The sequence below is a fragment of the Streptomyces sp. NPDC057900 genome, assembly GCF_042887885.1.
Taxonomy (GTDB): domain Bacteria; phylum Actinomycetota; class Actinomycetes; order Streptomycetales; family Streptomycetaceae; genus Streptomyces.
Genome location: NZ_JBHVOI010000002.1, coordinates 574063 through 592917, shown reverse-complemented (window position 1 = coordinate 592917; position 18855 = coordinate 574063). Strand labels below are relative to the sequence as shown.

The 18855-nt window shown below is 71.6% G+C and carries 22 protein-coding genes; 7 read left to right on the top strand and 15 right to left on the bottom strand.

Translation table 11 applies throughout. The annotated features are described in order from the left end of the window. The first annotated feature begins 157 nt into the window (after positions 1-157). Genes ACFVQ0_RS10065 through ACFVQ0_RS10050 form a run of 4 tightly spaced genes read left to right on the top strand, consistent with a single transcriptional unit; the run spans position 158 to position 4403 of the window. A complete protein-coding gene (locus ACFVQ0_RS10065; protein WP_390086363.1) occupies positions 158-1489 on the top strand; it encodes an ABC transporter substrate-binding protein in 1332 nt (443 codons plus the stop codon). After that, positions 1486-2424 (top strand): carbohydrate ABC transporter permease, encoded by a 939-nt coding sequence (locus tag ACFVQ0_RS10060; RefSeq protein WP_390086361.1) that lies wholly within the window; start codon positions 1486-1488, stop codon positions 2422-2424. Before ACFVQ0_RS10065 ends, ACFVQ0_RS10060 begins: the two co-directional genes overlap by 4 nt. After that, a complete protein-coding gene (locus ACFVQ0_RS10055; RefSeq protein WP_390086359.1) occupies positions 2421-3350 on the top strand; it encodes a carbohydrate ABC transporter permease in 930 nt (309 codons plus the stop codon). Before ACFVQ0_RS10060 ends, ACFVQ0_RS10055 begins: the two co-directional genes overlap by 4 nt. A gap of 24 nt (positions 3351-3374) precedes the next feature. Continuing rightward, on the top strand, positions 3375-4403 hold the full coding sequence (locus ACFVQ0_RS10050) for a hydroxyacid dehydrogenase (RefSeq protein ID WP_390086357.1): 1029 nt from the start codon (positions 3375-3377) through the stop codon (positions 4401-4403). A 93-nt stretch (positions 4404-4496) separates the two neighbouring features. Here ACFVQ0_RS10050 and groL read toward each other — a convergent pair whose 3' ends face one another. The 4 genes from groL to ACFVQ0_RS10030 all read right to left on the bottom strand — a co-directional run bounded on the left by groL (position 4497) and on the right by ACFVQ0_RS10030 (position 8036). Beyond that, entirely contained in the window at positions 4497-6119 is a 1623-nt protein-coding gene (groL, locus tag ACFVQ0_RS10045; protein ID WP_073732630.1) for a chaperonin GroEL, read from the bottom strand. A gap of 104 nt (positions 6120-6223) precedes the next feature. Then, entirely contained in the window at positions 6224-6532 is a 309-nt protein-coding gene (gene groES / locus ACFVQ0_RS10040; RefSeq protein ID WP_311303721.1) for a co-chaperone GroES, read from the bottom strand. Positions 6533-6684: 152 nt separating this feature from the next. Beyond that, positions 6685-7017 carry a hypothetical protein gene (locus ACFVQ0_RS10035; protein WP_390086355.1) on the bottom strand — a complete coding sequence of 111 codons (333 nt, stop codon included), beginning with the start codon at positions 7015-7017 and terminating at the stop codon, positions 6685-6687. Beyond that, entirely contained in the window at positions 7014-8036 is a 1023-nt protein-coding gene (locus ACFVQ0_RS10030) for a polysaccharide deacetylase family protein (RefSeq protein ID WP_390086353.1), read from the bottom strand. Before ACFVQ0_RS10030 ends, ACFVQ0_RS10035 begins: the two co-directional genes overlap by 4 nt. Before the next feature lie 82 nt (positions 8037-8118). On the opposite strand from ACFVQ0_RS10030, the gene ACFVQ0_RS10025 reads away from it, so the two are divergent. Beyond that, positions 8119-9393 (top strand): methyltransferase domain-containing protein, encoded by a 1275-nt coding sequence (locus tag ACFVQ0_RS10025; protein WP_390086351.1) that lies wholly within the window; start codon positions 8119-8121, stop codon positions 9391-9393. 25 nt (positions 9394-9418) lie between these two features. Here ACFVQ0_RS10025 and ACFVQ0_RS10020 read toward each other — a convergent pair whose 3' ends face one another. From ACFVQ0_RS10020 to ACFVQ0_RS10005, 4 genes are all read right to left on the bottom strand, one after another. After that, positions 9419-9784, bottom strand: a complete 366-nt coding sequence (locus ACFVQ0_RS10020) for a hypothetical protein (RefSeq protein WP_390086349.1) — start codon at positions 9782-9784, stop codon at positions 9419-9421. A 52-nt stretch (positions 9785-9836) separates the two neighbouring features. Further along, entirely contained in the window at positions 9837-10502 is a 666-nt protein-coding gene (locus ACFVQ0_RS10015; protein WP_390086347.1) for a hypothetical protein, read from the bottom strand. Between the two features lie 85 nt (positions 10503-10587). Continuing rightward, the gene (locus tag ACFVQ0_RS10010; RefSeq protein WP_390086346.1) at positions 10588-11058 is read right to left on the bottom strand and encodes a VOC family protein; all 471 of its coding nucleotides are present in this window, start codon (positions 11056-11058) and stop codon (positions 10588-10590) included. 63 nt (positions 11059-11121) lie between these two features. After that, positions 11122-12600 (bottom strand): MFS transporter, encoded by a 1479-nt coding sequence (locus ACFVQ0_RS10005; protein WP_390087749.1) that lies wholly within the window; start codon positions 12598-12600, stop codon positions 11122-11124. Positions 12601-12722: 122 nt separating this feature from the next. Here ACFVQ0_RS10005 and ACFVQ0_RS10000 point away from each other — a divergent pair, with 122 nt between their 5' ends. After that, positions 12723-13448 carry a TetR/AcrR family transcriptional regulator gene (locus ACFVQ0_RS10000; protein ID WP_390086345.1) on the top strand — a complete coding sequence of 242 codons (726 nt, stop codon included), beginning with the start codon at positions 12723-12725 and terminating at the stop codon, positions 13446-13448. Here the strand turns inward: ACFVQ0_RS10000 and ACFVQ0_RS09995 are convergent. The 4 genes from ACFVQ0_RS09995 to tsaB are packed head-to-tail and all read right to left on the bottom strand — an operon-like array spanning position 13375 to position 15921. After that, the gene (locus tag ACFVQ0_RS09995) at positions 13375-13677 is read right to left on the bottom strand and encodes a hypothetical protein (protein ID WP_390086344.1); all 303 of its coding nucleotides are present in this window, start codon (positions 13675-13677) and stop codon (positions 13375-13377) included. The genes ACFVQ0_RS10000 and ACFVQ0_RS09995 overlap by 74 nt on opposite strands. Then, entirely contained in the window at positions 13674-14786 is a 1113-nt protein-coding gene (gene tsaD, locus ACFVQ0_RS09990; RefSeq protein ID WP_390086342.1) for a tRNA (adenosine(37)-N6)-threonylcarbamoyltransferase complex transferase subunit TsaD, read from the bottom strand. Before tsaD ends, ACFVQ0_RS09995 begins: the two co-directional genes overlap by 4 nt. Further along, positions 14786-15277 carry a ribosomal protein S18-alanine N-acetyltransferase gene (gene rimI / locus ACFVQ0_RS09985; RefSeq protein ID WP_390086340.1) on the bottom strand — a complete coding sequence of 164 codons (492 nt, stop codon included), beginning with the start codon at positions 15275-15277 and terminating at the stop codon, positions 14786-14788. The genes tsaD and rimI overlap by 1 nt, the downstream gene beginning before the upstream one ends. Next, a complete protein-coding gene (tsaB, locus tag ACFVQ0_RS09980) occupies positions 15274-15921 on the bottom strand; it encodes a tRNA (adenosine(37)-N6)-threonylcarbamoyltransferase complex dimerization subunit type 1 TsaB (RefSeq protein WP_390087747.1) in 648 nt (215 codons plus the stop codon). Before tsaB ends, rimI begins: the two co-directional genes overlap by 4 nt. Positions 15922-16106: 185 nt before the next feature. Between tsaB and ACFVQ0_RS09975 the strand changes: the two genes are divergently transcribed. Next, positions 16107-16640: a hypothetical protein gene (locus ACFVQ0_RS09975; RefSeq protein ID WP_390087745.1), complete on the top strand. Its 534-nt coding sequence runs from the start codon at positions 16107-16109 to the stop codon at positions 16638-16640. A 6-nt stretch (positions 16641-16646) separates the two neighbouring features. Here ACFVQ0_RS09975 and ACFVQ0_RS09970 read toward each other — a convergent pair whose 3' ends face one another. The 3 genes from ACFVQ0_RS09970 to ACFVQ0_RS09960 all read right to left on the bottom strand — a co-directional run bounded on the left by ACFVQ0_RS09970 (position 16647) and on the right by ACFVQ0_RS09960 (position 18720). After that, entirely contained in the window at positions 16647-16808 is a 162-nt protein-coding gene (locus tag ACFVQ0_RS09970; RefSeq protein WP_390086338.1) for a hypothetical protein, read from the bottom strand. 129 nt (positions 16809-16937) lie between these two features. Further along, the gene (gene tsaE / locus ACFVQ0_RS09965) at positions 16938-17501 is read right to left on the bottom strand and encodes a tRNA (adenosine(37)-N6)-threonylcarbamoyltransferase complex ATPase subunit type 1 TsaE (protein ID WP_390086336.1); all 564 of its coding nucleotides are present in this window, start codon (positions 17499-17501) and stop codon (positions 16938-16940) included. Then, positions 17467-18720 carry an alpha/beta fold hydrolase gene (locus ACFVQ0_RS09960; protein ID WP_390086334.1) on the bottom strand — a complete coding sequence of 418 codons (1254 nt, stop codon included), beginning with the start codon at positions 18718-18720 and terminating at the stop codon, positions 17467-17469. The genes tsaE and ACFVQ0_RS09960 overlap by 35 nt, the downstream gene beginning before the upstream one ends. Positions 18721-18855 lie beyond the last annotated feature (135 nt).

Below are 18855 nucleotides of genomic sequence, written 5' to 3'. Positions count from 1 at the left end.
CCACTCCACACATGCCTCATTTATTCCGTTTGACCCCATTCACCACCTCCCCGTTCGATCATTTTTCGATCATTCAATCTTTCGCTCTTGACTTCGCTCACCGCAGATCGAAACATCACGGCCAATGCCTGTTCCCGCACGTACAGGAGCTGTCCCCGTGAGCCGCAGTTGGTCCCGTCCCATCCATGCACTGGTCGGCGCTGCCACCGCCCTCGCCGTCCTGACGGCGTGCGGCGGCAGCGCCGACGACTCCCCCGCCCATGGCACCGCAGAACACCCCGTGACCGTCTCCTTCTGGGCATGGACCAAGGGGTCGCAGGAGGTCGTGGACGCGTTCAACGCGACCCACGACACGATCAAGGTCAAGTTCGAGGAGATACCGTCCGGCGGTCTCGGCGGCTATCCGAAGATCGCCAACGCGGTGAAGGCGGGCATCGCCCCCGACCTGCTCTCCATCGAGTACCCGCAGCTCTCCGCGTTCGTCAGCCAGGGCTCGCTCCAGGACATCAGCAGCTACCTCACGGACGACATCAAGAAGAAGTTCCTGCCGCAGACCATCGAGATGACGACGCTCGGCGGCAAGAACTGGGCGGTGCCGTTCGACGCGGCGCCGCAGGTCTTCTACTACCGCAAGGACTTCTTCACCGAGCACCACATCGCGCTGCCGAAGACCTGGGACGACTTCAAGGCCGCCGCCGCCGACGTCAAGAAGGCGGCGCCGAAGACCAGGATCGCCACCTTCTTCCCGGACGACCCGACGTTCTTCCAGGCGCTGGCCTGGCAGGCCGGCGCCCAGTGGTTCAGCGCCGGCAAGGACGCCTGGAAGATCGACACCACGGACCCCGCCTCGAAGCGGACCGCGGAGTACTGGCAGGGGCTGATCGACGACAAACTGGTGAGCACCGCCTCCTCGTTCAGCCCGGAGTGGACCAGCTCCCTGAAGCAGGGCACCACGGTCGGCTACCTCGGCGCCTCCTGGAGCGCCGGGGTGCTCGCGGGCATCGTCCCCGAGGAGAAGGGCAAGTGGGCGGCCCTGCCGCTGCCCAGCTGGGAGGCGGACAAGCCCGCCAGCGGGATGGTCGGCGGCTCCACCTTCGCCGTGAGCAAGAACAGCAAGAAGGCCGCGGCCGCCGTCGAGTTCGCGCTGTGGATGTCCACCCACGAGGACGCCATCAACGCCCGGATCGGGGCGAGCACGTCGAGCGCGCTGCCCGCCTCCCCCGCGATGGTGCCGATCGCCCGCAAGGCCTTCGACACCAGCTTCTACGGCGGCCAGGACCTGTACGGCCTGTTCACGAAGGCGGGCGCGTCGATCGGGCCCGACTGGGTGTGGGGTCCGAGCCCCGGCGCCACCAACTCCGCACTCGGCGACGAACTCGGTGAGGTCGTCGGCGACGGCTCCACCCTGCCGCACGCGATCAAGACCGCCCATGACGCCACTGTCGCCGATCTCAAGAAGCGCGGCCTGAAGGTCGAGGAGCCCTCATGAGCACGCCTCCCACATCCGGTACCCGCCCCGGCGGGCTGAGCGCGAAGGCCCGCACCCGGATCGCGGCCGGTACCTTCCTCACGCCGTTCTTCGTGCTGTTCACCGTCGCGATGATCATTCCGGTCTGCTACGCGCTCTGGCTGAGCCTGTTCACCGAGAAGCAGTCCGGGCTCGGCTTCGACGGTCCCCGTACGGTCTTCGACGGGCTCGGGAACTACGCCTCCGCCCTCGGGGACCAGGCGTTCCGCGACGGCTTCTGGGTGCTCCTGGGCTACTGCGCCTTCTACATCCCGCTGATGGCGGGCGGCGCGATCGTGCTGGCGCTGCTGCTGGACACCGCGCTGGCCCGCGCCCGGCGCTTCTTCCAGCTGGCGTTCTTCCTGCCGCACGCCATCCCCGGGCTGATCGCGGCGCTGATCTGGATCTACCTGTACACGCCGCAGCTCAGCCCGGTCGTCAAGGCGATGGAGTCGGGCGGGATCGGCTTCGACTTCTTCTCGTCCCAGGGCACGCTGCCCTCCATCGTCAACATCGCCCTGTGGGAGTGGCTCGGCTACAACGTGGTGATCTTCTACGCCGCGCTGCAGGCCGTCGACCGCTCGCTGCTGGAGGCCGCGACCGTGGACGGCGCGGGGAACTGGCGGATCGCCTTCTCCATCAAACTCCCGCTGATCCGCTCCTCGCTGGTGATGGTGCTCCTCTTCACCATCATCGGCTCGCTCCAGCTGTTCACCGAGCCGCTGATCCTGAACCGGGGCTCCGGCTCGGCCGTGACCAGCACCTGGACCCCGAACATGTACGCCTACAGCGCCGCCTTCGAGCGCAACGACTACGGCCTCGCCGCGGCCGCCTCCGTGCTCATCGCCCTCGTCGCCGCCGCGCTCTCCTTCGTCGTCACGCGCTTCACCAACAACCGCAAGGAGGCACGGGCATGACCTCCCCCGTCATGATCGACCCGGCCGCGCCGACCCGCACCCCCGCCCGCACCGAGGGCCGCGCGCCCGTCGGCACGGGAGGCGCCCGGTCCAGCCGCTGGCTGTCCAAGACCGCGGTCAACGGCGTACTCGTCATCGCCGCCGTCTACACGCTGTTCCCGCTGATCTGGCTGGTCACCGCGGCCACCAAGGACGCCGGGAACCTGCTGGGCGGTGACGTCTTCTCCTTCGAGGGCTTCAACCTCGGCGGCAACCTCTCCGCCCTGTCCACCTACCAGGACGGCGTCTACTTCCGCTGGTACGGCAACTCCCTGCTGTACGCGGGCATCGGGGCGCTCGGCTGCTCGCTGGTCAGCGTCGCCGCGGGGTACGCCTTCGACAAGTACCGCTTCCGGGGGAAGGAGAAGCTGTTCGCGCTCGTCCTGCTCGGTGTGCTGCTGCCCTCCACCGCGCTGTCCCTGCCGCTCTACCTGCTGGCCGTGAAGACCGGGACCGTCAACACCTACTGGGCGGTGCTGATCCCGTCCCTGGTGAACCCGTTCGGCGTGTACCTCTCCCGGATCTTCAGCGCCGGCTACATACCGGACGAGGTCCTGGAGGCGGCCCGGATCGACGGGGCGGGCGAGATGCGCACGTTCTGGTCGGTGGGTCTGCGCATGGTCATGCCGGGGTTCGTGACCGTCTTCCTCTTCCAGTTCACCGCGATCTGGAACAACTTCTTCCTCCCCCTGGTCATGCTCTCGGACAAGAAGCTCTACCCGCTGAGCCTCGGCCTCTACAACTGGCACAGCACCGCCAACGCCGACCCCACCTTCTATCCGATGGTCGTCACCGGATCCCTCCTCGCCGTCGCTCCGCTGATCATCGCCTTCATCACCCTGCAACGTCACTGGAAGGCCGGTATGACCGCCGGCAGCGTCAAGTGACACCCGAGGAGCCCGAGTTCCACCATGCACCACACCACTGACACCCGGCCCGCCGCGCTCCTGGCGATGGGACCGGGGATCGCCGAACGGCTGCTCACCCCCGCTCACCGGGACCGGCTGACCGGCCTCGTCCGCACCGATCCGGATCTCGTCGCCCACCGGTTGGACGACCCGGCCCCGCAGGTCGCCGCCGCGCTGGCCGAGGCCGAGGTCCTGCTCACCTGCTGGGGTGCGCCCCTGCTCACCGAGGAGGTTCTGGCTGCCGCGCCCCGGCTGCGCGCGATCGTCCACGCCGCGGGCAGCGTCAAGCACCACATCACCGACGCGTGCTGGGAGCGGGGCATCCAGGTCACCTCCGTGGCCGGTGCGAACGCCCGGCCGGTGGCCGAGTACACGCTGGCCGCGATCCTCTTCGCGGGCAAGAACGTGCTGGGCAGCGCCCGCCGCTACCGGGAGCTGCGCGCCCCGCACGACTGGCGCGAGGAGCTCGACGGCTGGGGCAACCACGGCCGCACGGTGGGCATCGTCGGCGCGTCCCGCACCGGACGCCGGGTCATCGAGCTGCTGCGGCCGTTCGACTTCGAGGTCCTGCTGTACGACCCGTACCTGGAACCGGCGGCGGCCACCCGGCTCGGCGTGCAGCCGGTCCCGCTCGACGAGCTCTGCGCCCGCAGCGGGATCGTCTCCGTCCACGCCCCGGAGCTGCCGGCCACCCGCCGGCTGATCGGAGCGGCCCAACTGGCGGCCATGCCGGACGGCTCCACCCTCATCAACACCGCACGCGGTTCGCTGATCGACGAACCGGCCCTGGTCACGGAGCTGGTACGGGGCCGGCTGCACGCCGTCCTGGACGTGACGGACCCCGACCTGCCCCCAGAGTCCTCACCGCTCTACGACCTGCCGAACGTGCTGCTGACCCCGCATATCGCGGGCTCGCTCGGCAACGAGCTGCACCGGATGGCGGACCAGGCACTCGACGAACTGCGGCACTTCGCCAACGGCCGCCCGTTCGCGGACCCGGTCCACGGCGACGCGCTGTCGCGCTCGGCGTAGTCGACCACCCCCCGGGGCTCCGCCCCGGACACGCGAAAGGCCCGGCACCCCCGTGGGGTGCCGGGCCTCACCGCTTGCGCGGAGAGCTACGCGCTAGTGGGAGTGACCGTGGCCGTGACCGGCCTCGGCCTCTTCCTCGGCCGGCTTCTCGACGACCAGGGTCTCGGTCGTGAGCAGCAGCGACGCGATGGACGCGGCGTTCTCCAGGGCGGAGCGGGTGACCTTGACCGGGTCGATGACGCCGGCCTTGACCAGGTCGCCGTACTCGCCGGTCGCGGCGTTGAAGCCCTGGCCCTTGTCGAGCTCGGAGACCTTCGAGGTGATGACGTAACCCTCAAGGCCCGCGTTCTCGGCGATCCAGCGGAGCGGCTCGACGGCGGCGCGGCGCACGACCGCGACACCGGTGGCCTCGTCGCCGGTCTTGCCGAGGTTGCCCTCAAGGACCTTGACGGCGTGGACCAGAGCGGAGCCACCACCGGAGACGATGCCCTCCTCGACCGCGGCGCGGGTCGCGGAGATGGCGTCCTCCAGACGGTGCTTCTTCTCCTTGAGCTCCACCTCGGTGGCCGCACCGACGCGGATCACGCAGACCCCGCCGGCCAGCTTCGCCAGGCGCTCCTGGAGCTTCTCGCGGTCCCAGTCGGAGTCCGTGGACTCGATCTCGGCCTTGATCTGGTTGACGCGGCCGGTGACCTCGTCGGACTTGCCGCCACCGTCGACGATGGTGGTGTCGTCCTTGGAGACGGTCACGCGGCGGGCGGTGCCCAGCACGTCCAGACCGGCCTGGTCGAGCTTGAGGCCGACCTCCTCGGCGATGACGGTCGCACCGGTGAGGGTGGCGATGTCGCCGAGCATGGCCTTGCGGCGGTCACCGAAGCCGGGGGCCTTCACCGCGACGGCGTTGAAGGTGCCACGGATCTTGTTGACGACCAGGGTCGACAGGGCCTCGCCCTCGACGTCCTCGGCGATGATCAGCAGCGGCTTGGAGGCACCGGCCTGGATGACCTTCTCCAGGAGCGGCAGCAGCTCCTGGATCGAGCCGATCTTGCCCTGGTGGATCAGGATGTACGGGTCGTCGAGGACGGCCTCCATACGCTCCTGGTCGGTCACCATGTACGGGGACAGGTAGCCCTTGTCGAAGGCCATGCCCTCGGTGAACTCAAGGTCCAGACCGAAGGTGTTGGACTCCTCGACGGTGATGACACCGTCCTTGCCGACCTTGTCCATCGCGTCCGCGATGAGGTCGCCGACCTGGCTGTCCTGCGCGGAGAGCGCGGCCACGGCGGCGATGTCGGACTTGTCGTCGATCGGGCGGGCCGTCGCGAGGAGCTCCTCGGACACGGCCTTGACCGCGGCGTCGATGCCCTTCTTCAGGGCGGCCGGGGACGCGCCCGCGGCCACGTTGCGCAGGCCCTCGCGGACGAGCGCCTGGGCGAGCACGGTGGCGGTGGTCGTACCGTCACCCGCTACGTCGTTGGTCTTGGTCGCCACCTCCTTCACCAGCTGGGCACCGAGGTTCTCGTACGGGTCGTCGAGCTCGACCTCGCGCGCGATGGTGACACCGTCGTTGGTGATGGTGGGCGCACCGAACTTCTTGTCGATGACGACGTTGCGGCCCTTGGGGCCGATCGTCACCTTCACCGTGTCGGCAAGCTTGTTGACGCCGCGCTCAAGGGCGCGACGGGCGTCCTCGTCGAACTTCAGGATCTTCGCCATGGAGCTGAACTGTCCTCTCAAAAACAAGCACTGCGCCCCTCGCCGCCCGGCTAGTTATGTCGCAGGGGGCCAGGGGCGCAGAACAGAAGCAAACGTCGGGTGAATTACTTCTCGATGATCGCGAGCACGTCGCGGGCCGAGAGGACGAGGTACTCCTCGCCGTTGTACTTCACCTCGGTGCCGCCGTACTTGCTGTACAGCACGATGTCACCGGTCTTGACGTCGAGCGGAAGGCGCTCGCCGTTCTCGAAGCGGCCCGGGCCCACGGCCAGGACGACGCCCTCCTGGGGCTTCTCCTTGGCGGTGTCGGGAATGACCAGGCCGGAGGCCGTGGTCTGCTCGGCGTCGAGCGGCTGGACCACAATGCGGTCCTCAAGCGGCTTGATCGCAACCTTGGTGCTGGCGGTCGACACGATCCGGTCTCCCCCTTCGGAGATCTCACGGGGTTAACAGTCTTTGGGTGGCGACCAGGTGGGCCCGTCGTCGCGGGTGCCGGACCTGCCGGTCGCACAGTACTGCTGGCACTCTCCAGTGGGGAGTGCCAGCACTGAGACTATGACCGCGATTAGCACTCGGTCAAGCGGAGTGCCAATTCACGCCCCTCGTGGCGTCCGTGCCGGATCTCACCGGCGGCGGACACGGTCCGCCCCGGCCGGGGCGGACGTCCGCAGGAGACGACGACCAGCGCCCCCGGCGCCCCGTGGTCACCCCGCGGCACCTGGGCGGCGCGCGGGCCCGCCGGCCGCGCCGCCGCCCGGCTCGGTGGCGGGTTCACCCGCTGCGCGGCCTTGCGGCCGAGCCGTTCGATCGGGTCCACCGACTGCGCGCAGCCGGTGGTGGCGGTCAGGAGCGCACCGGCGGCCAGCAGTCCGGCCAGCAGCCGGTGCGCCCTTCTCATACGTAGTCCTCCAGCCGGGCCACGGCGTATCCCTTGTCCGTGATGACCTTCATGACGGCCCGGACCATGTCGGGCATGGAGCCCTTCCAGTCCTTCTTGCCGCGGAAGTGGGTGAGGATGATGTCTCCGGGGTGCAGGTCCTGGTCCTCCTCCCGCCACTCCATGTGGTCGGGGAACGCCTCCTCCGACCACAGGGGCACGGCGGTGATGCCGCAGGACTTGGCGATCCGCAGGGTGTCGCCGTTGTAGTTGCCGTACGGCGGCCGGAAGAGCCGGGGGCGCTCGCCGTACTGCTTCTGGAGGATGTCCTGCTGGTCGCAGATCTCCTGCTTCTGCTCGTCGTAGGAGAGGCCGGGCAGGTAGCGGTGGTTGAGCGTGTGGTTGTTGATGGTGACGCCACGGGCCTGCGCGTCCTTGAAGTACCCGTAGTCGTCGCGCACCAGGTAGTCGCTGAGGAAGGCGCTGTACGGGATGTTCAGGTCCGACATCATCCGCAGCAGCTCGGGGTCCTTGTCGTCCCCGTCGTCCATCGTCAGGAAGACGATCTTCTTGTCGGTCGGGACGGTGGTGAAGACCGGCGGCAGCGAGTCGTCACCGCCCTCGACCTCGAAGCCCTTGCGGGTGGTGATGTGCGGCTTCACGGCGGGCGGGACGGGCGCGGCCAGCGGGGTGCTCGCCAGGCCCCACTTCTTCGCGGCGACCGCGCGGGCGGCCTGGGCGAGGCGCGCCTTCTCGGCCTGCGCGGCGCGGGTGCCCGCCGCTCCGGCGTTCCCGGCCGGACCGCCCGGCTGCCCGGCGAGGGCCTTGGCCCCCTGTCCGGCCCCCACGTCGGTGCGGCTGTCGGTCCCGGCCGCGCAGCCGGAGCCGACCGCGGCGACCAGGAGCGCGGCCAGGACCGCGTAACCGGGCCGGCGCCGCAGGTATCCCCTCCCGCGTCCGGTGCCGCCCCGCCCCTGCTCCGCCTGTCCAGGTCTGCGCCTCTTCATGGTGAATTCTTCCTTTTGTCGTACAAGCTGCATGGCGCCGCATCCTGCCAGTACGTCATCGGGCTCCCGGGCCGACACCGCCGCCGGACCCGCACGGTCCCCCGGCTGGCTCACAATGGGACAGGTGAACGCTCTCGCCCCGGCCGACGGCCCCGATCCGTCCGACACCCACGGCCCGTCCGACGCCCCCGACCCCCTCACCGGCTTCCTGGCCCTGCGCACCCCGGAGGGTGCCGAGCTGCTGGCCGGGCTGCGCTCGTACGACCCGGCCACCGAACTCGCCACCGCCACCCGGCTGCGCCGCGCCCACCCGGCCGGTCTGGTCTCCGCGGCGCTCGGGCAGGCGCGGCTGCGGCAGCGGGCGGTGGCGAAGTTCGGCGCCGAGGACGCGCACCGGATGTTCTTCACGCCGAACGGGGTGGAACAGGCGACCCGCACCTCGGTGGCGGCCCACCGCGCCGGACGGTTCGCGGGCGCCGGAGTCCGCAGCGTCGCCGACCTCTGCTGCGGGATCGGCGGCGACGCCATCGCACTGGCCCGCGCCGGGATCTCCGTCCTCGCCGTGGACCGCGACCCGCTGACCGCGGAGGTGGCCAGGGCCAACGCCGCCGCGCTCGGCCTGGACGCGCTGATCGAGGTGCGGTGCGCCGATGTCACGGAGATCGACACCTCGCCCTACGACGCGGTGTTCGTCGACCCGGCCCGCCGGGGCGGCCGGGGCCGGATCTTCGACCCGGAGGCCTACTCCCCGCCGCTCTCCTGGGCGACCGCCGCCGCGCTGAAGGCCCCGAGGGCGGCGCTGAAGATCGCCCCCGGCGTCCCGCACGAGGCGATCGGCCCGCAGGCGGAGGCCGAGTGGATCTCGGACGGCGGTGACGTGAAGGAGGCGGTGCTCTGGTTCGGGGAGGGCTTCGCGGCGGGCGCCTACCGCGCCACCCTGCTCCCGTCGGGGGCCACCCTCGCGGCCCCGGCCGCGCTGCCCGCCCCGCCTGTCGGGCCGGTCGGCCGTTATCTGTACGAGCCGGACGGCGCGGTGATCCGGGCCCACCTGGTCGCGGGCATCGTGGACCGGTGCGGCGGCCGGCTGATCGACGAGATGATCGCGTACGTCACGAGCGACGAGCTGTACGACTCCCCGTACGCCGCCGGGTACGAGATCACCGATCAGCTGCCGTTCAACATGAAGCGGCTGAAGGCGCTGCTGCGGGAGCGGAAGGTCGGCGTCCTGACGGTCAAGAAGCGCGGCTCGCCGGTCGAACCGGAGGAGCTGCGCCGGAAGATGAAGCTCCAGGGCCCCAACCGGGCCACCGTCTTCCTGACCCGGGTCGCGGACGCGCCGACGATGCTGATCGGCCACCCCGTGACCGGCCCGGAGGCCGGCCACCGGTAGCGGCGGCGGCGCTCCGGGGAGCGCTCTACCCGAGGTCGGTCAGCTCGTCCGCGTACACCTGCGAGAGCGGCTGCGGGCCCACGTACTGCTGGCAGTTGCACCCGCCCGACTCGAAGCGGACCGGCTTCTTCTGCTCGTCCCAGGCGGTCGGCACCTCGACCAGCTCATGGCACTTGCCCTGCTTGTCGTGCTTGGCGAGGTGGTGCGTGCAGCCGCAGACCGGCTCCGGTGGCTTGTTCGCCGCCTCGACGGCCAGCCGTTCCCGCTTTCCGGCCTCCAGCAGCTCCAGCCTGCGCTCGTGCCGGTTGCGCAGCGCCGTACGGGCGTTGTCGACCAGCCAGCCGAATCCGCCCGTCCAGAAGATGATCAGCAACCACCAGTACCACTCCATGACACGCCCTCCCCCAGAGTCCTTCGTGTACGCGCCAAGGATAGGACCGGAGTCAGCGGTGCGCCCCGCCTCCGGAGGAGATCAGCGCGCCGGGCGCGGGCGCCCCGATGAGCACCCGGACGACCCAACGCCGGTGCAGGAGGGCCTTGGTGACGCCGATCAGCCCGACGAGCCAGCCGATCAGCCCGAGCCCCATGCCGAGGGCGACCAGCCCGTAGGTGTCGTCCCCTCGGGTCGCACCGGCCGGAACGGCGACGCAGGTGAACAGCCCGCCCGCGCACAGCAGGAAGGAGAGCAGCAGCCAGACCAGGCTCGTCCCCGGCATCCGGAGCGCGCGGTCACCCACCGGATCGCGGTCCAGCTCTCCCCATCCCGCGAGCAGTCGGCGGAGCTGGATGTCCCGGCGCAGCCCGACGAGGACCAGGACGACGGCCGGTATCAGGGCGCCCGCGCCCAGGCCGAGGAAGACCACTCCGTAGAGGGCGCCGAAGACGTCGTAGGACTGCTCGAAGGAGATGAACGCCGTGCCGACCAGTGACCAGCCGAGCGCGCCGAGCGCACCCCAGAGCCACAGCAGCCCGAGCCGCCCGAACCCCAGGTGCATCTTCACCAACTCGCCGAGAACCAGGGCCCGGTCGGCGAGCAGTGCGCCGCGGTCGGGCCAGGCGCGTATCTCCACGGGCGGCGGGGGCGGGGGCAGCGCTGAACGGCGGGACATGGACGGGACCCTACCGAGTGCGCCCGCCCGCCGGGCGCCCCGGACAGCCCTCGGACAGCTCCCGGCCGGCTCTCGGGGCCGGGTTTCAGGCGTTGCGCAGGGCCTCGATGTCGAGCCGCTTCATCCCGCGCATCGCCTTCATGGCACGGGCCGCCTTCTCCGGGTCCGGGTCGGTCAGGGCGTCACCGAGACCGGGCGGGATGATCTGCCAGGAGACGCCGAACCGGTCCTTGAGCCAGCCGCACTGGCTCTCCTGTCCGCCGTCCGCCGTGAGCTCGTCCCAGAGCCGGTCCGCCTCCTCCTGGGAGGAGCATTCGACGGAGAGCGACATGGCCTCGCTGAAGGGGAACTCGGGCCCGCCGTTGAACGCGATGTACTCCGTGCCCTCCAGCTGGAAACGCACGGTCATCACGGCGCCCGCCTCGCCGGGTGACGACGCGGTCCAGCGGGTCACGTCCAGGACGCGGGAGTCGCCGCCGACGACCGAGATGTAGTGATCCGCGGCCTCCTCGGCCCGGTTGTGGTCGAACCACAGGAACGTGGTGACTTTCTGCATGGTGTTCTCCTCGCACGGTGGTGCGGACGGTCGTGCAGGGTAGACCGGCCCCGGGCCCGGAATTCATCGGCCGGGCGCGGCCGGATCGACGTCTCCGGTCGAATGCTTCCGGAGGTCTTCCGGACCTGCCACCGGGACGCCCGCCGGTCCGGTCACGGGAGCGGCCGCCGCCCCGGCTCCCCGGTCGCGCGGGAGCAGGAGCAGCGCCGCCGCCGTCCCCGCCGCGAGCAGCCCGGCGGCGGCCCAGAAGGCCGTCGCGTATCCGGAGACCAGGTCGGCGGGCCGGCCGGAGTCCCCGCCGGCCCGCGCGGCGACCGTCACCAGGACCGCGAGCCCCAGCGAGCCGCCCACCTGCCGGGCACTGTTCAGCAGCCCGGAGGCCATCCCGGTCTCCCCGGCCCCGACACCGGTCGTGGCGGCGGTGCCGAGCGGCACGAAGCACATGCCGATGCCGATGGCGGAGACCACGGACGGGCCGAGGACGAAGGTGAGGAAGGTGCCGTCCGTCCGGGCGGTGACCGCGAACCCGGCGATGCCGAGAGCGGCCAGCGAACCGCCCAGGGCCAGCAGCCGCCGGGTGCCGAGCGCCGCGACCGTACGGGTGGCGATGACCGAGCCGGTGACGACGCCCGCGCAGAACGGCAGGAAGGCGATCCCGGCCGCGGTCGGCCCGTAGCCGAGCACCTGCTGGAGGCAGAGCGAGACGAAGTAGAACGCGGCGAACTGGGCGGAGCTGAGCAGCAGGCAGAACAGGTTCGCCGTCAGGACCGGCCGCCCCTTCAGCAGGCCGGGCCGCAGCAGCGGATGCGCGGTGCGCTGTTCGACGACGACGAAGGCGACGAGCAGCAGGGCCGCGCCCCCGAGCGTGCAGAGCGTCCTGGCGGAGCCCCACGGGTGGGTGGAGGTCCCCACGAGCCCGAGGACGAGCAGGGTCGTACCGCAGGTGGCGAGCAGCGCCCCGGCCACGTCGAGCCGCGCACCCGGCCCGGCAGGTCCGGCGGCCGGTCCGGTACGCAGGGAGGCGAACAGCGCGAAGGCCACGATCGGCACGTTGACGAGCATCACGGCACGCCAGCCCGCCGCGTCCGTGAGCACCCCGCCGGCCAGTACCCCGACCGCGCCGCCCGCCGCCCCCGCCATCCCCCAGAGCCCGAGGGCGCGGGAGCGCGCCGGTCCGGGCGGGAAGGCGATGGCGATCAGCGCGAAGGCCACCGGGGCGAGCGCGGCGGCGCCGACGCCCTGCACCGCCCGCGCGGCCAGCAGCGGGCCCGGCGACCCGGCGAGCCCGCCGGCCAGGCTCGCCGCCCCGAAGAGCGCCAGGCCGCCGATCAGCACGGGCCGGCTGCCGAGCAGGTCGGCGAGCCGCCCGCCGAGCATCAGCAGCCCGCCGAAGGCGAGCGCGTAGGCGTTCACGACCCACAGGAGCCCCTGCGGTGTGAAGCCGAGGTCGGCGCGCATGTCCGGCAGCGCGACGTTCACCACCGACATGTCCAGCGCCACCATGAACTGCACGGTGAGAGCTACCAGCAGGAGCCAACGCATCTGCCGTGACGGGTCGTTCACGGTCTTCCCCTTCCCTCGCGGTCACTCGGCCGAGAGATTACTATACGCGTATAGAAATTACGCGCGAAGGCCTCGGAACGGAGAGGGGAGAGAATGGCCGGGTGTCAGGGACAGAGAAGAAGCCGCCGGGGCCCAAGCGGTCCGTAGGGCGTCCGCGCAGGCTCGATCCGGACGCCATGGTCGCCACGGCGCGCCGGATCATCGAGGAAGAGGGCCTGGACGCCCTGAGCATGCGGCGGGTGGCCAAGGAGCTCGGCTCCACCCCGATGGCGCTCTACCACTACGTCCAGGACAAGGACGAGCTGCTGATGCTCACCCTGTCCGGGACGGCGGCCGCCTTCCCGCGTCCGGAGCTGCCCACGGACCCGCGCGAGCGGCTGACCGCCGTCGCCGCGCACATGCACGAGATCCTGGCGCAGATCCCCTGGGTGCTCGACATCCTGGCGCTGGGCGAGCTGACCGACCGCAACGCCCTCTGGATGGTCGAGGAGATCATCGGCTGCGCGCTCGACTGCGGCCTCTCCCCCGGCCGGGCGGTACGCGCCTACCGGACGATCTGGAGCTACGTCTACGGCGATCTGGTCTTCCGCCGGGCCGCCGCCAGGCGGGCCGAACACCCGCCGTCCAAGCGGTACTTCCCCGACATGGTCACCGAGGCGGACGCGGCGGAGCTGCCCCGGCTCACCGCGGTCAAGGACGACTGGCGGGCGTACGCCGCCGACTACGACGTGGTGGACGAACTCGACGCGATCATCACCGGTCTGCTGACCCGAGGGGCTCCAGGGGCCCCAGGGACTCGAAGCGCCAGCGGTGCACCGGCCGGGTGACGGCCCCCGCGTCCGGCTCGGGCAGCTCCGGCAGCTCATCGCCGTACGCGCCCTCCCACCAGGTGATGACCAGCACCCGGTCCTGCGGGGCGCGCAGCAGCTCGCTGCGCAGCGGCGGCCGCGCCAGCTCGCCGGCACGGGCGCGCGCCCATTCCAGCAGCTCGGCGCCCCGGCCCTCGGTGGCGCGGGCCTCCCACATCAGGGCGACGGTCGTACCGGTCCCGCTCATGAGTAGAGGTTGTCCTTGCTGATCTCGTGCACGTGATCATGATCGTGCGAGTGGGCGTGGCCGTGGGCTCCCGGTACGTGGGTCTCGGTCACCGGCAGCGAGGAGTCGGCCGACAGCTCCAGGTCGGAGGACGGCCGGTTGCGGGCCACCATCTCCGCGCCCAGGGCGGCGACCATCGCGCCGTTGTCGGTGCACAGGCCGGGCCTCGGCACCCGCAGCCGGATACCGGCGCGCTCGCAGCGCTCCTGGGCGAGTGCCCGCAGCCGCGAGTTGGCCGCGACCCCGCCGCCGATCATCAGGTGGTCGACGCCCTCGTCCTTGCAGGCGCGGACGGCCTTCCGGGTGAGTACGTCCACCACGGCCTCCTGGAAGGACGCCGCCACGTCCCGTACCGGCACCTCCTCGCCGGCCGCGCGCTTCGCCTCGATCCAGCGGGCGACGGAGGTCTTCAGGCCGGAGAAGGAGAAGTCGTACGCGGGGTCGCGCGAGCCGGTCAGACCGCGCGGGAACGCGATGGCCTTCGGGTCGCCCTCCCTCGCGAGCCGGTCGATGACCGGGCCGCCGGGGAAGCCGAGCTGCAGCACCCGGGCGATCTTGTCGAAGGCCTCGCCCGCCGCGTCGTCGATGGTCGCGCCGAGCGGCCTTACGTCGTTGGTGATGTCGGGCGCCAGCAGCAGCGAGGAGTGCCCGCCGCTGACCAGCAGCGCCATCGTCGGCTCGGGCAGCGGGCCGTGCTCCAGCTGGTCGACGCAGATGTGCGAGGCCAGGTGGTTCACCCCGTACAGCGGCTTGTTCAGCGCGTACGCGTACGCCTTCGCCGCCGCGACACCGACGAGCAGCGCGCCGGCCAGCCCCGGACCGGCGGTGACGGAGATGCCGTCGAGGTCCCGGCCGCTGACCCCGGCCTCCTTCAGCGCGCGCTCGATGGTCGGGACCATCGCCTCCAGGTGCGCGCGGGAGGCGATCTCCGGGACGACGCCGCCGAAGCGGGCGTGCGTGTCGACACTGGAGGCGACGGCGTCGGCGAGCAGCGTCGTCCCCCGGACGATGCCCACGCCGGTTTCGTCGCAGGAGGTCTCGATACCGAGTACGAGCGGTTCGTCAGCCATCAGTCAGTCTCTGTTTCTTGTACGTGGAGGCGCATGACGAGCGCGTCGATGTTGCCGGGCTGGTAGTAGCCGCGCCGGAAGCCGATCGGTTCGAAGCCGAAGCGTTCGTACAACTTCTGCGCCCGGGTGTTGTCGACCCGGACTTCGAGGAGCACCTCCGCGCACTCGAAGGCCGTGGCGTGCTTCAGGAGGTCGGTCAGCAGCTCGGAGCCGAGGCCGCCGCCCCAGTGGTCGCGGGAGACGGCGATCGTCTGTACGTCGGCGAGGTCACCGGCCGCCGCGAGTCCCGCGTAGCCGACGATCCGGCCGGTGGCCGGGTCCTCCGCGACCACATAGCGGCGGGTCGCCCGCGGGCCGCGGGCGTGGGCCAGCTCGGACCAGAACATGCCGGGTGACCAGGCGTCGTCCGGGAACAGCTCGTGCTCCAGGTCGAGCACCGGCTCGATGTCCCACCAGCGCATCTCGCGCAGGGCGGCGGTCGCGGTGGTCACTTCGGGGTGACCACCTTGTAGTTCTTCGGAACCTGCGCGTCGGGCCTGCGGAGGTAGAGCGGCGTCGGCGGCAGCATCCCGGCGCCCGAGGCGAGGCGCTCGGCGGCGAGGCCGGCCAGCGCACCGGCCGCGACGTGCTGGGGGCCGCGCGCGTCCGGGAACGCCTCGGGGTAGAGCACCGCGCCCGCCCCGACGACGGGGAGCCCGGCGAGCCGCTCCGCGATCACCGCGGGCCGGTCGACGGCGGGGTCGCCGGTCCGGGTGCGGGGGTCCTCGTACCGCGCCCAGTAGACCTCCTTGCGGCGGGCGTCCGTCGCGACGGCGAACGGTCCCTCGACGCCGTCCTGTCCGGCGGCGTACGCGAGGCCGTCCAGGGTGCACAGCCCGTGCACGGGCACGGAGAGCACGGACCCGAACGTCGCGGCCGTCACCAGGCCGACCCGCAGTCCGGTGTACGGGCCGGGGCCGACGCCCACGACCACGTCCGTCACGGCGTCGAGCTTCACCCCGGCGGCGGCGAGGACCCGGTCGACGGCGGGCAGCAGCAGCTCCCCGTGCCGTCGGGCGTCGACCTGACCGGACTCGGCGACGACACGGGTCCCGTCGTGCAGGGCGACGGTGACGGCGGGGGTGGCGGTATCCATAGCGAGCAAGAGCACGCAAACAGCCTACGGCTCCCGCGCGGGGGCGGCCGCGCCCCGTCCGGCGTCCCGGCACCCGGGGTCACGGCTGCTACCGTCACCGGGTGTACGCGGAGTACGTGTAAACGCTTGTACGACAACCAACAGCGAAAGAGGCGCGCACGGTGTCTAGGGGCAGCTCGGGAATCGTGGTCGCGCTCACCGCGGCGGCCGTGGCCGCGGTGAGCTTCCTGGCCTACCAGGCGTCGGCGAACGCCCCCGCCAGCGTCGCCCCGAAGCCGAAGGCGTCCAGCAGCTCGCCGGCCGCAGGGCACGCCAAGCCGAAGCCCACGAAGGACCCGCTCGCGGTCCCGGGCTCCTCCGGTACGGGGATGCGGGTGGTGTACGCGCTGGGTGACCGGCGGGTGTGGCTGGTGGACGCGAAGGGCAAGGCGACCCGGACCTTCAAGGTGATGCCGAGCGCGGTCAGCGCGCTTCCGGGCACGTACGAGGTCTCCTCGCGCTCCGGCAGCGTCACCGGCTCCGACGGGGTGCCGATCGAACACGTGGTGCGGTTCGCGACGACCAACGACGTGGCCATCGGCTTCAGCGCCGCGCAGGACGGCTCCATGGAGAGCCCGGACCCGACGCTGAAGGCGGGCGGCGTACGGATGTCCCGTGCGGACGGCAACGCGGTGTGGACGTTCGCCACGGTCGGCGCGAAGGTCGTCGTGATCCCGTAGGCCGGATCAGCCGGCGGACGGTCTCGGAACGCCCTCGTCCTCGCCCTCACGCGGCGCGGGGGCCTCTTCCGGCGGTGTCGACACCGCGCTGGCCGCCGCCCCCGCCGCCAGCAGCTCGGTCATCGTCACCGCGCGCGGCGGCCGCAGGTCACTCTCGGATGTCGGCATGGACGCCTCCTGGGGCTCCGGTGGAAGGCACAGTTAGGCAGACCTAACCTGCTCTCGCCCTCCATGTCACCACGCCCGCCCCGCCCCGCGCAACAATTTGCCGACACCGCGTCGGAAACCGGGCGCCGCTCAGACGGCCCCCGCCGACACCCACGGCTCCCAGGACTCACGGGGCAGCCCGGCCCAGCGCGTACCCACGCCCACCAGCGTCACCACGCGCCGCTCGTCGTCCGTGTCACCGACCGCCCGGTCGATCAGCACCTGGAGCCGGTCGTCCGCCAGCTCCTCGACCTTGCCGTCGCCCCACTCGACGACCACCACCGATTCCGGCAGCGACACATCCAGGTCCAGGTCCTCCATCTCGTCGAGCCCGCCGCCCAGCCGGTAGGCGTCGACATGGACCAGGGCCGGGCCGTCGCCGAGCGGCGGATGGACGCGGGCGATCACGAACGTGGGGGACGTCACGGCGCCGCGCACCCCCAGGCCCTCACCGAGGCCGCGGGTCAGGGTGGTCTTCCCGGCGCCCAGCTCTCCGGTGAGCATCACGAGGTCGCCGGGGCGCAGCACACCGGAGATCCGGCGGCCGAGGGCCTGCATCTGTTCGGGGGACCCGACGGTCAGCGTCACGCTGACGGCGGTGGGCGCGTTCGCGGCGGTCTCAGCGGCCGCCGGGCTGTTGTGCGGTGCTTCCATGCCCGCCAACGTTAGAGGATTCCGGTACGGCTCCCGCGCGCACCAGGAGGTCCGCGAGCCGGTCGGTCACCGTCTCCGGGTGCTCCAGCATGACCAGGTGCCCGGCGTCCGGGACGATGACGAGTTCGGCGTCGGGCAGCCGGTCCGCGATCGCCTCGCTGTGCGAGCTGGGCGTCACCAGGTCCTTGTCCCCGGCCAGGATCAGCACCGGGATGTCGAGGAACAGGGGCAGCGCGTTGCTCTTGTCGTGCTCGGTGAAGGCCGGGTAGAACTCCGCGACCACATCGATCGGCGTGGACTCGATGAGGCGTTCCGCGAACCGTTCGACCGCCGGGTCCACGTCGCGCGAACCGAACGAGTACCGCTTGATGAGCCCGGCGAACAGGTCTGCGGTCGCCCGCCGGCCCCGCTCCACCAGCTCCGCCTGCGAGCCGAGCGCCCTCAGCACCCCGGGCAGCACCCGCCGTACCGCGTTCACGCCCGCGACCGGCAGCCCGAAGCTGACCTCACCGAGCTTCCCGCTCGACGTGCCGACGAAGGCGACGGCGGCGACCCGGTCGCGCATCAGGGCCGGGTACTGGTCGGCGAGCGCCATCATCGTCATGCCGCCCATGGAGTGCCCGACCAGCACCAGGGGCCCCTCGGGGGCGGCCGCGTCGATCACGGCCTTGAGGTCGCGGCCGAGCTGGTCGATGCCGACGTGGACGCCCTGTGCCTGGGCCCGGCCGCGCTCGGAGCGGCCGTGGCTGCGCTGGTCCCAGTGGACGGTGCGCACGAGTCCGCGCAGGGCGGCGCGCTGGAAGTGCCAGGAGTCCTGGCTGAGGCAGTAGCCGTGGCTGAAGACGACCGTGACGGGGGCGGGGGCCTTGCGCCCGAAGAGCCGGCGCCTGCGCGGACCGGCGGCGTTGCCCGGGGGCGTACCGCCGGTGCCGGTGCCGGTGCCGGGGTCGACCTCGTCGATCTCGTAGTACAGCTCGGTGCCGTCGTCGGCGGTGGCGCGGCCCGGCATCCCGCGCAGCGAGCCGTACGGCCCGGTGGCGTCCAGCGCCAGCCTGGCCCGCTTCCGCATTCCCCGGCCGACCGTCAGCCGCTCGACCGCGACACCGGCGGCGGCGCCCGCCGCGATCACGCCTATGGCGGCCCCCGCGACCCCCGCCCGGCGCCAGCCGACCGTCGAAGCGGCCGTCGCCATCGCGTCCCCCGCGCTGATCTCGCTCACCGTGCCGCGCTCCTCGTGGGTCGTGTCCTTCGGGTCAGTGCCGGTCCGATCACATCAGCTCCGATCGGACCGGTCCCGGTCCAATCTGCTCCGATCTGATCAGACCGAAACTGATCGTGCCTGGTCAGGAACGCT

Excerpts from the sequence above, each read along its gene's own strand:
- ACFVQ0_RS10060 (WP_390086361.1), top strand. The coding sequence starts at position 1,486 with ATGAGCACGCCTCCCACATCCGGTACCCGCCCCGGCGGGCTGAGCGCG.
- ACFVQ0_RS10055 (WP_390086359.1), top strand. The coding sequence starts at position 2,421 with ATGACCTCCCCCGTCATGATCGACCCGGCCGCGCCGACCCGCACCCCC.
- ACFVQ0_RS10050 (WP_390086357.1), top strand. The coding sequence starts at position 3,375 with ATGCACCACACCACTGACACCCGGCCCGCCGCGCTCCTGGCGATGGGA.
- groL (WP_073732630.1), bottom strand. The coding sequence starts at position 6,119 with ATGGCGAAGATCCTGAAGTTCGACGAGGACGCCCGTCGCGCCCTTGAG.
- ACFVQ0_RS10035 (WP_390086355.1), bottom strand. The coding sequence starts at position 7,017 with ATGAGAAGGGCGCACCGGCTGCTGGCCGGACTGCTGGCCGCCGGTGCG.
- ACFVQ0_RS10030 (WP_390086353.1), bottom strand. The coding sequence starts at position 8,036 with ATGCAGCTTGTACGACAAAAGGAAGAATTCACCATGAAGAGGCGCAGA.
- ACFVQ0_RS10025 (WP_390086351.1), top strand. The coding sequence starts at position 8,119 with ATGGGACAGGTGAACGCTCTCGCCCCGGCCGACGGCCCCGATCCGTCC.
- ACFVQ0_RS10020 (WP_390086349.1), bottom strand. The coding sequence starts at position 9,784 with ATGGAGTGGTACTGGTGGTTGCTGATCATCTTCTGGACGGGCGGATTC.
- ACFVQ0_RS10015 (WP_390086347.1), bottom strand. The coding sequence starts at position 10,502 with ATGTCCCGCCGTTCAGCGCTGCCCCCGCCCCCGCCGCCCGTGGAGATA.
- ACFVQ0_RS10010 (WP_390086346.1), bottom strand. The coding sequence starts at position 11,058 with ATGCAGAAAGTCACCACGTTCCTGTGGTTCGACCACAACCGGGCCGAG.
- ACFVQ0_RS10005 (WP_390087749.1), bottom strand. The coding sequence starts at position 12,600 with ATGCGTTGGCTCCTGCTGGTAGCTCTCACCGTGCAGTTCATGGTGGCG.
- ACFVQ0_RS09995 (WP_390086344.1), bottom strand. The coding sequence starts at position 13,677 with ATGAGCGGGACCGGTACGACCGTCGCCCTGATGTGGGAGGCCCGCGCC.
- tsaD (WP_390086342.1), bottom strand. The coding sequence starts at position 14,786 with ATGGCTGACGAACCGCTCGTACTCGGTATCGAGACCTCCTGCGACGAA.
- tsaB (WP_390087747.1), bottom strand. The coding sequence starts at position 15,921 with ATGGATACCGCCACCCCCGCCGTCACCGTCGCCCTGCACGACGGGACC.
- ACFVQ0_RS09970 (WP_390086338.1), bottom strand. The coding sequence starts at position 16,808 with ATGCCGACATCCGAGAGTGACCTGCGGCCGCCGCGCGCGGTGACGATG.
- tsaE (WP_390086336.1), bottom strand. The coding sequence starts at position 17,501 with ATGGAAGCACCGCACAACAGCCCGGCGGCCGCTGAGACCGCCGCGAAC.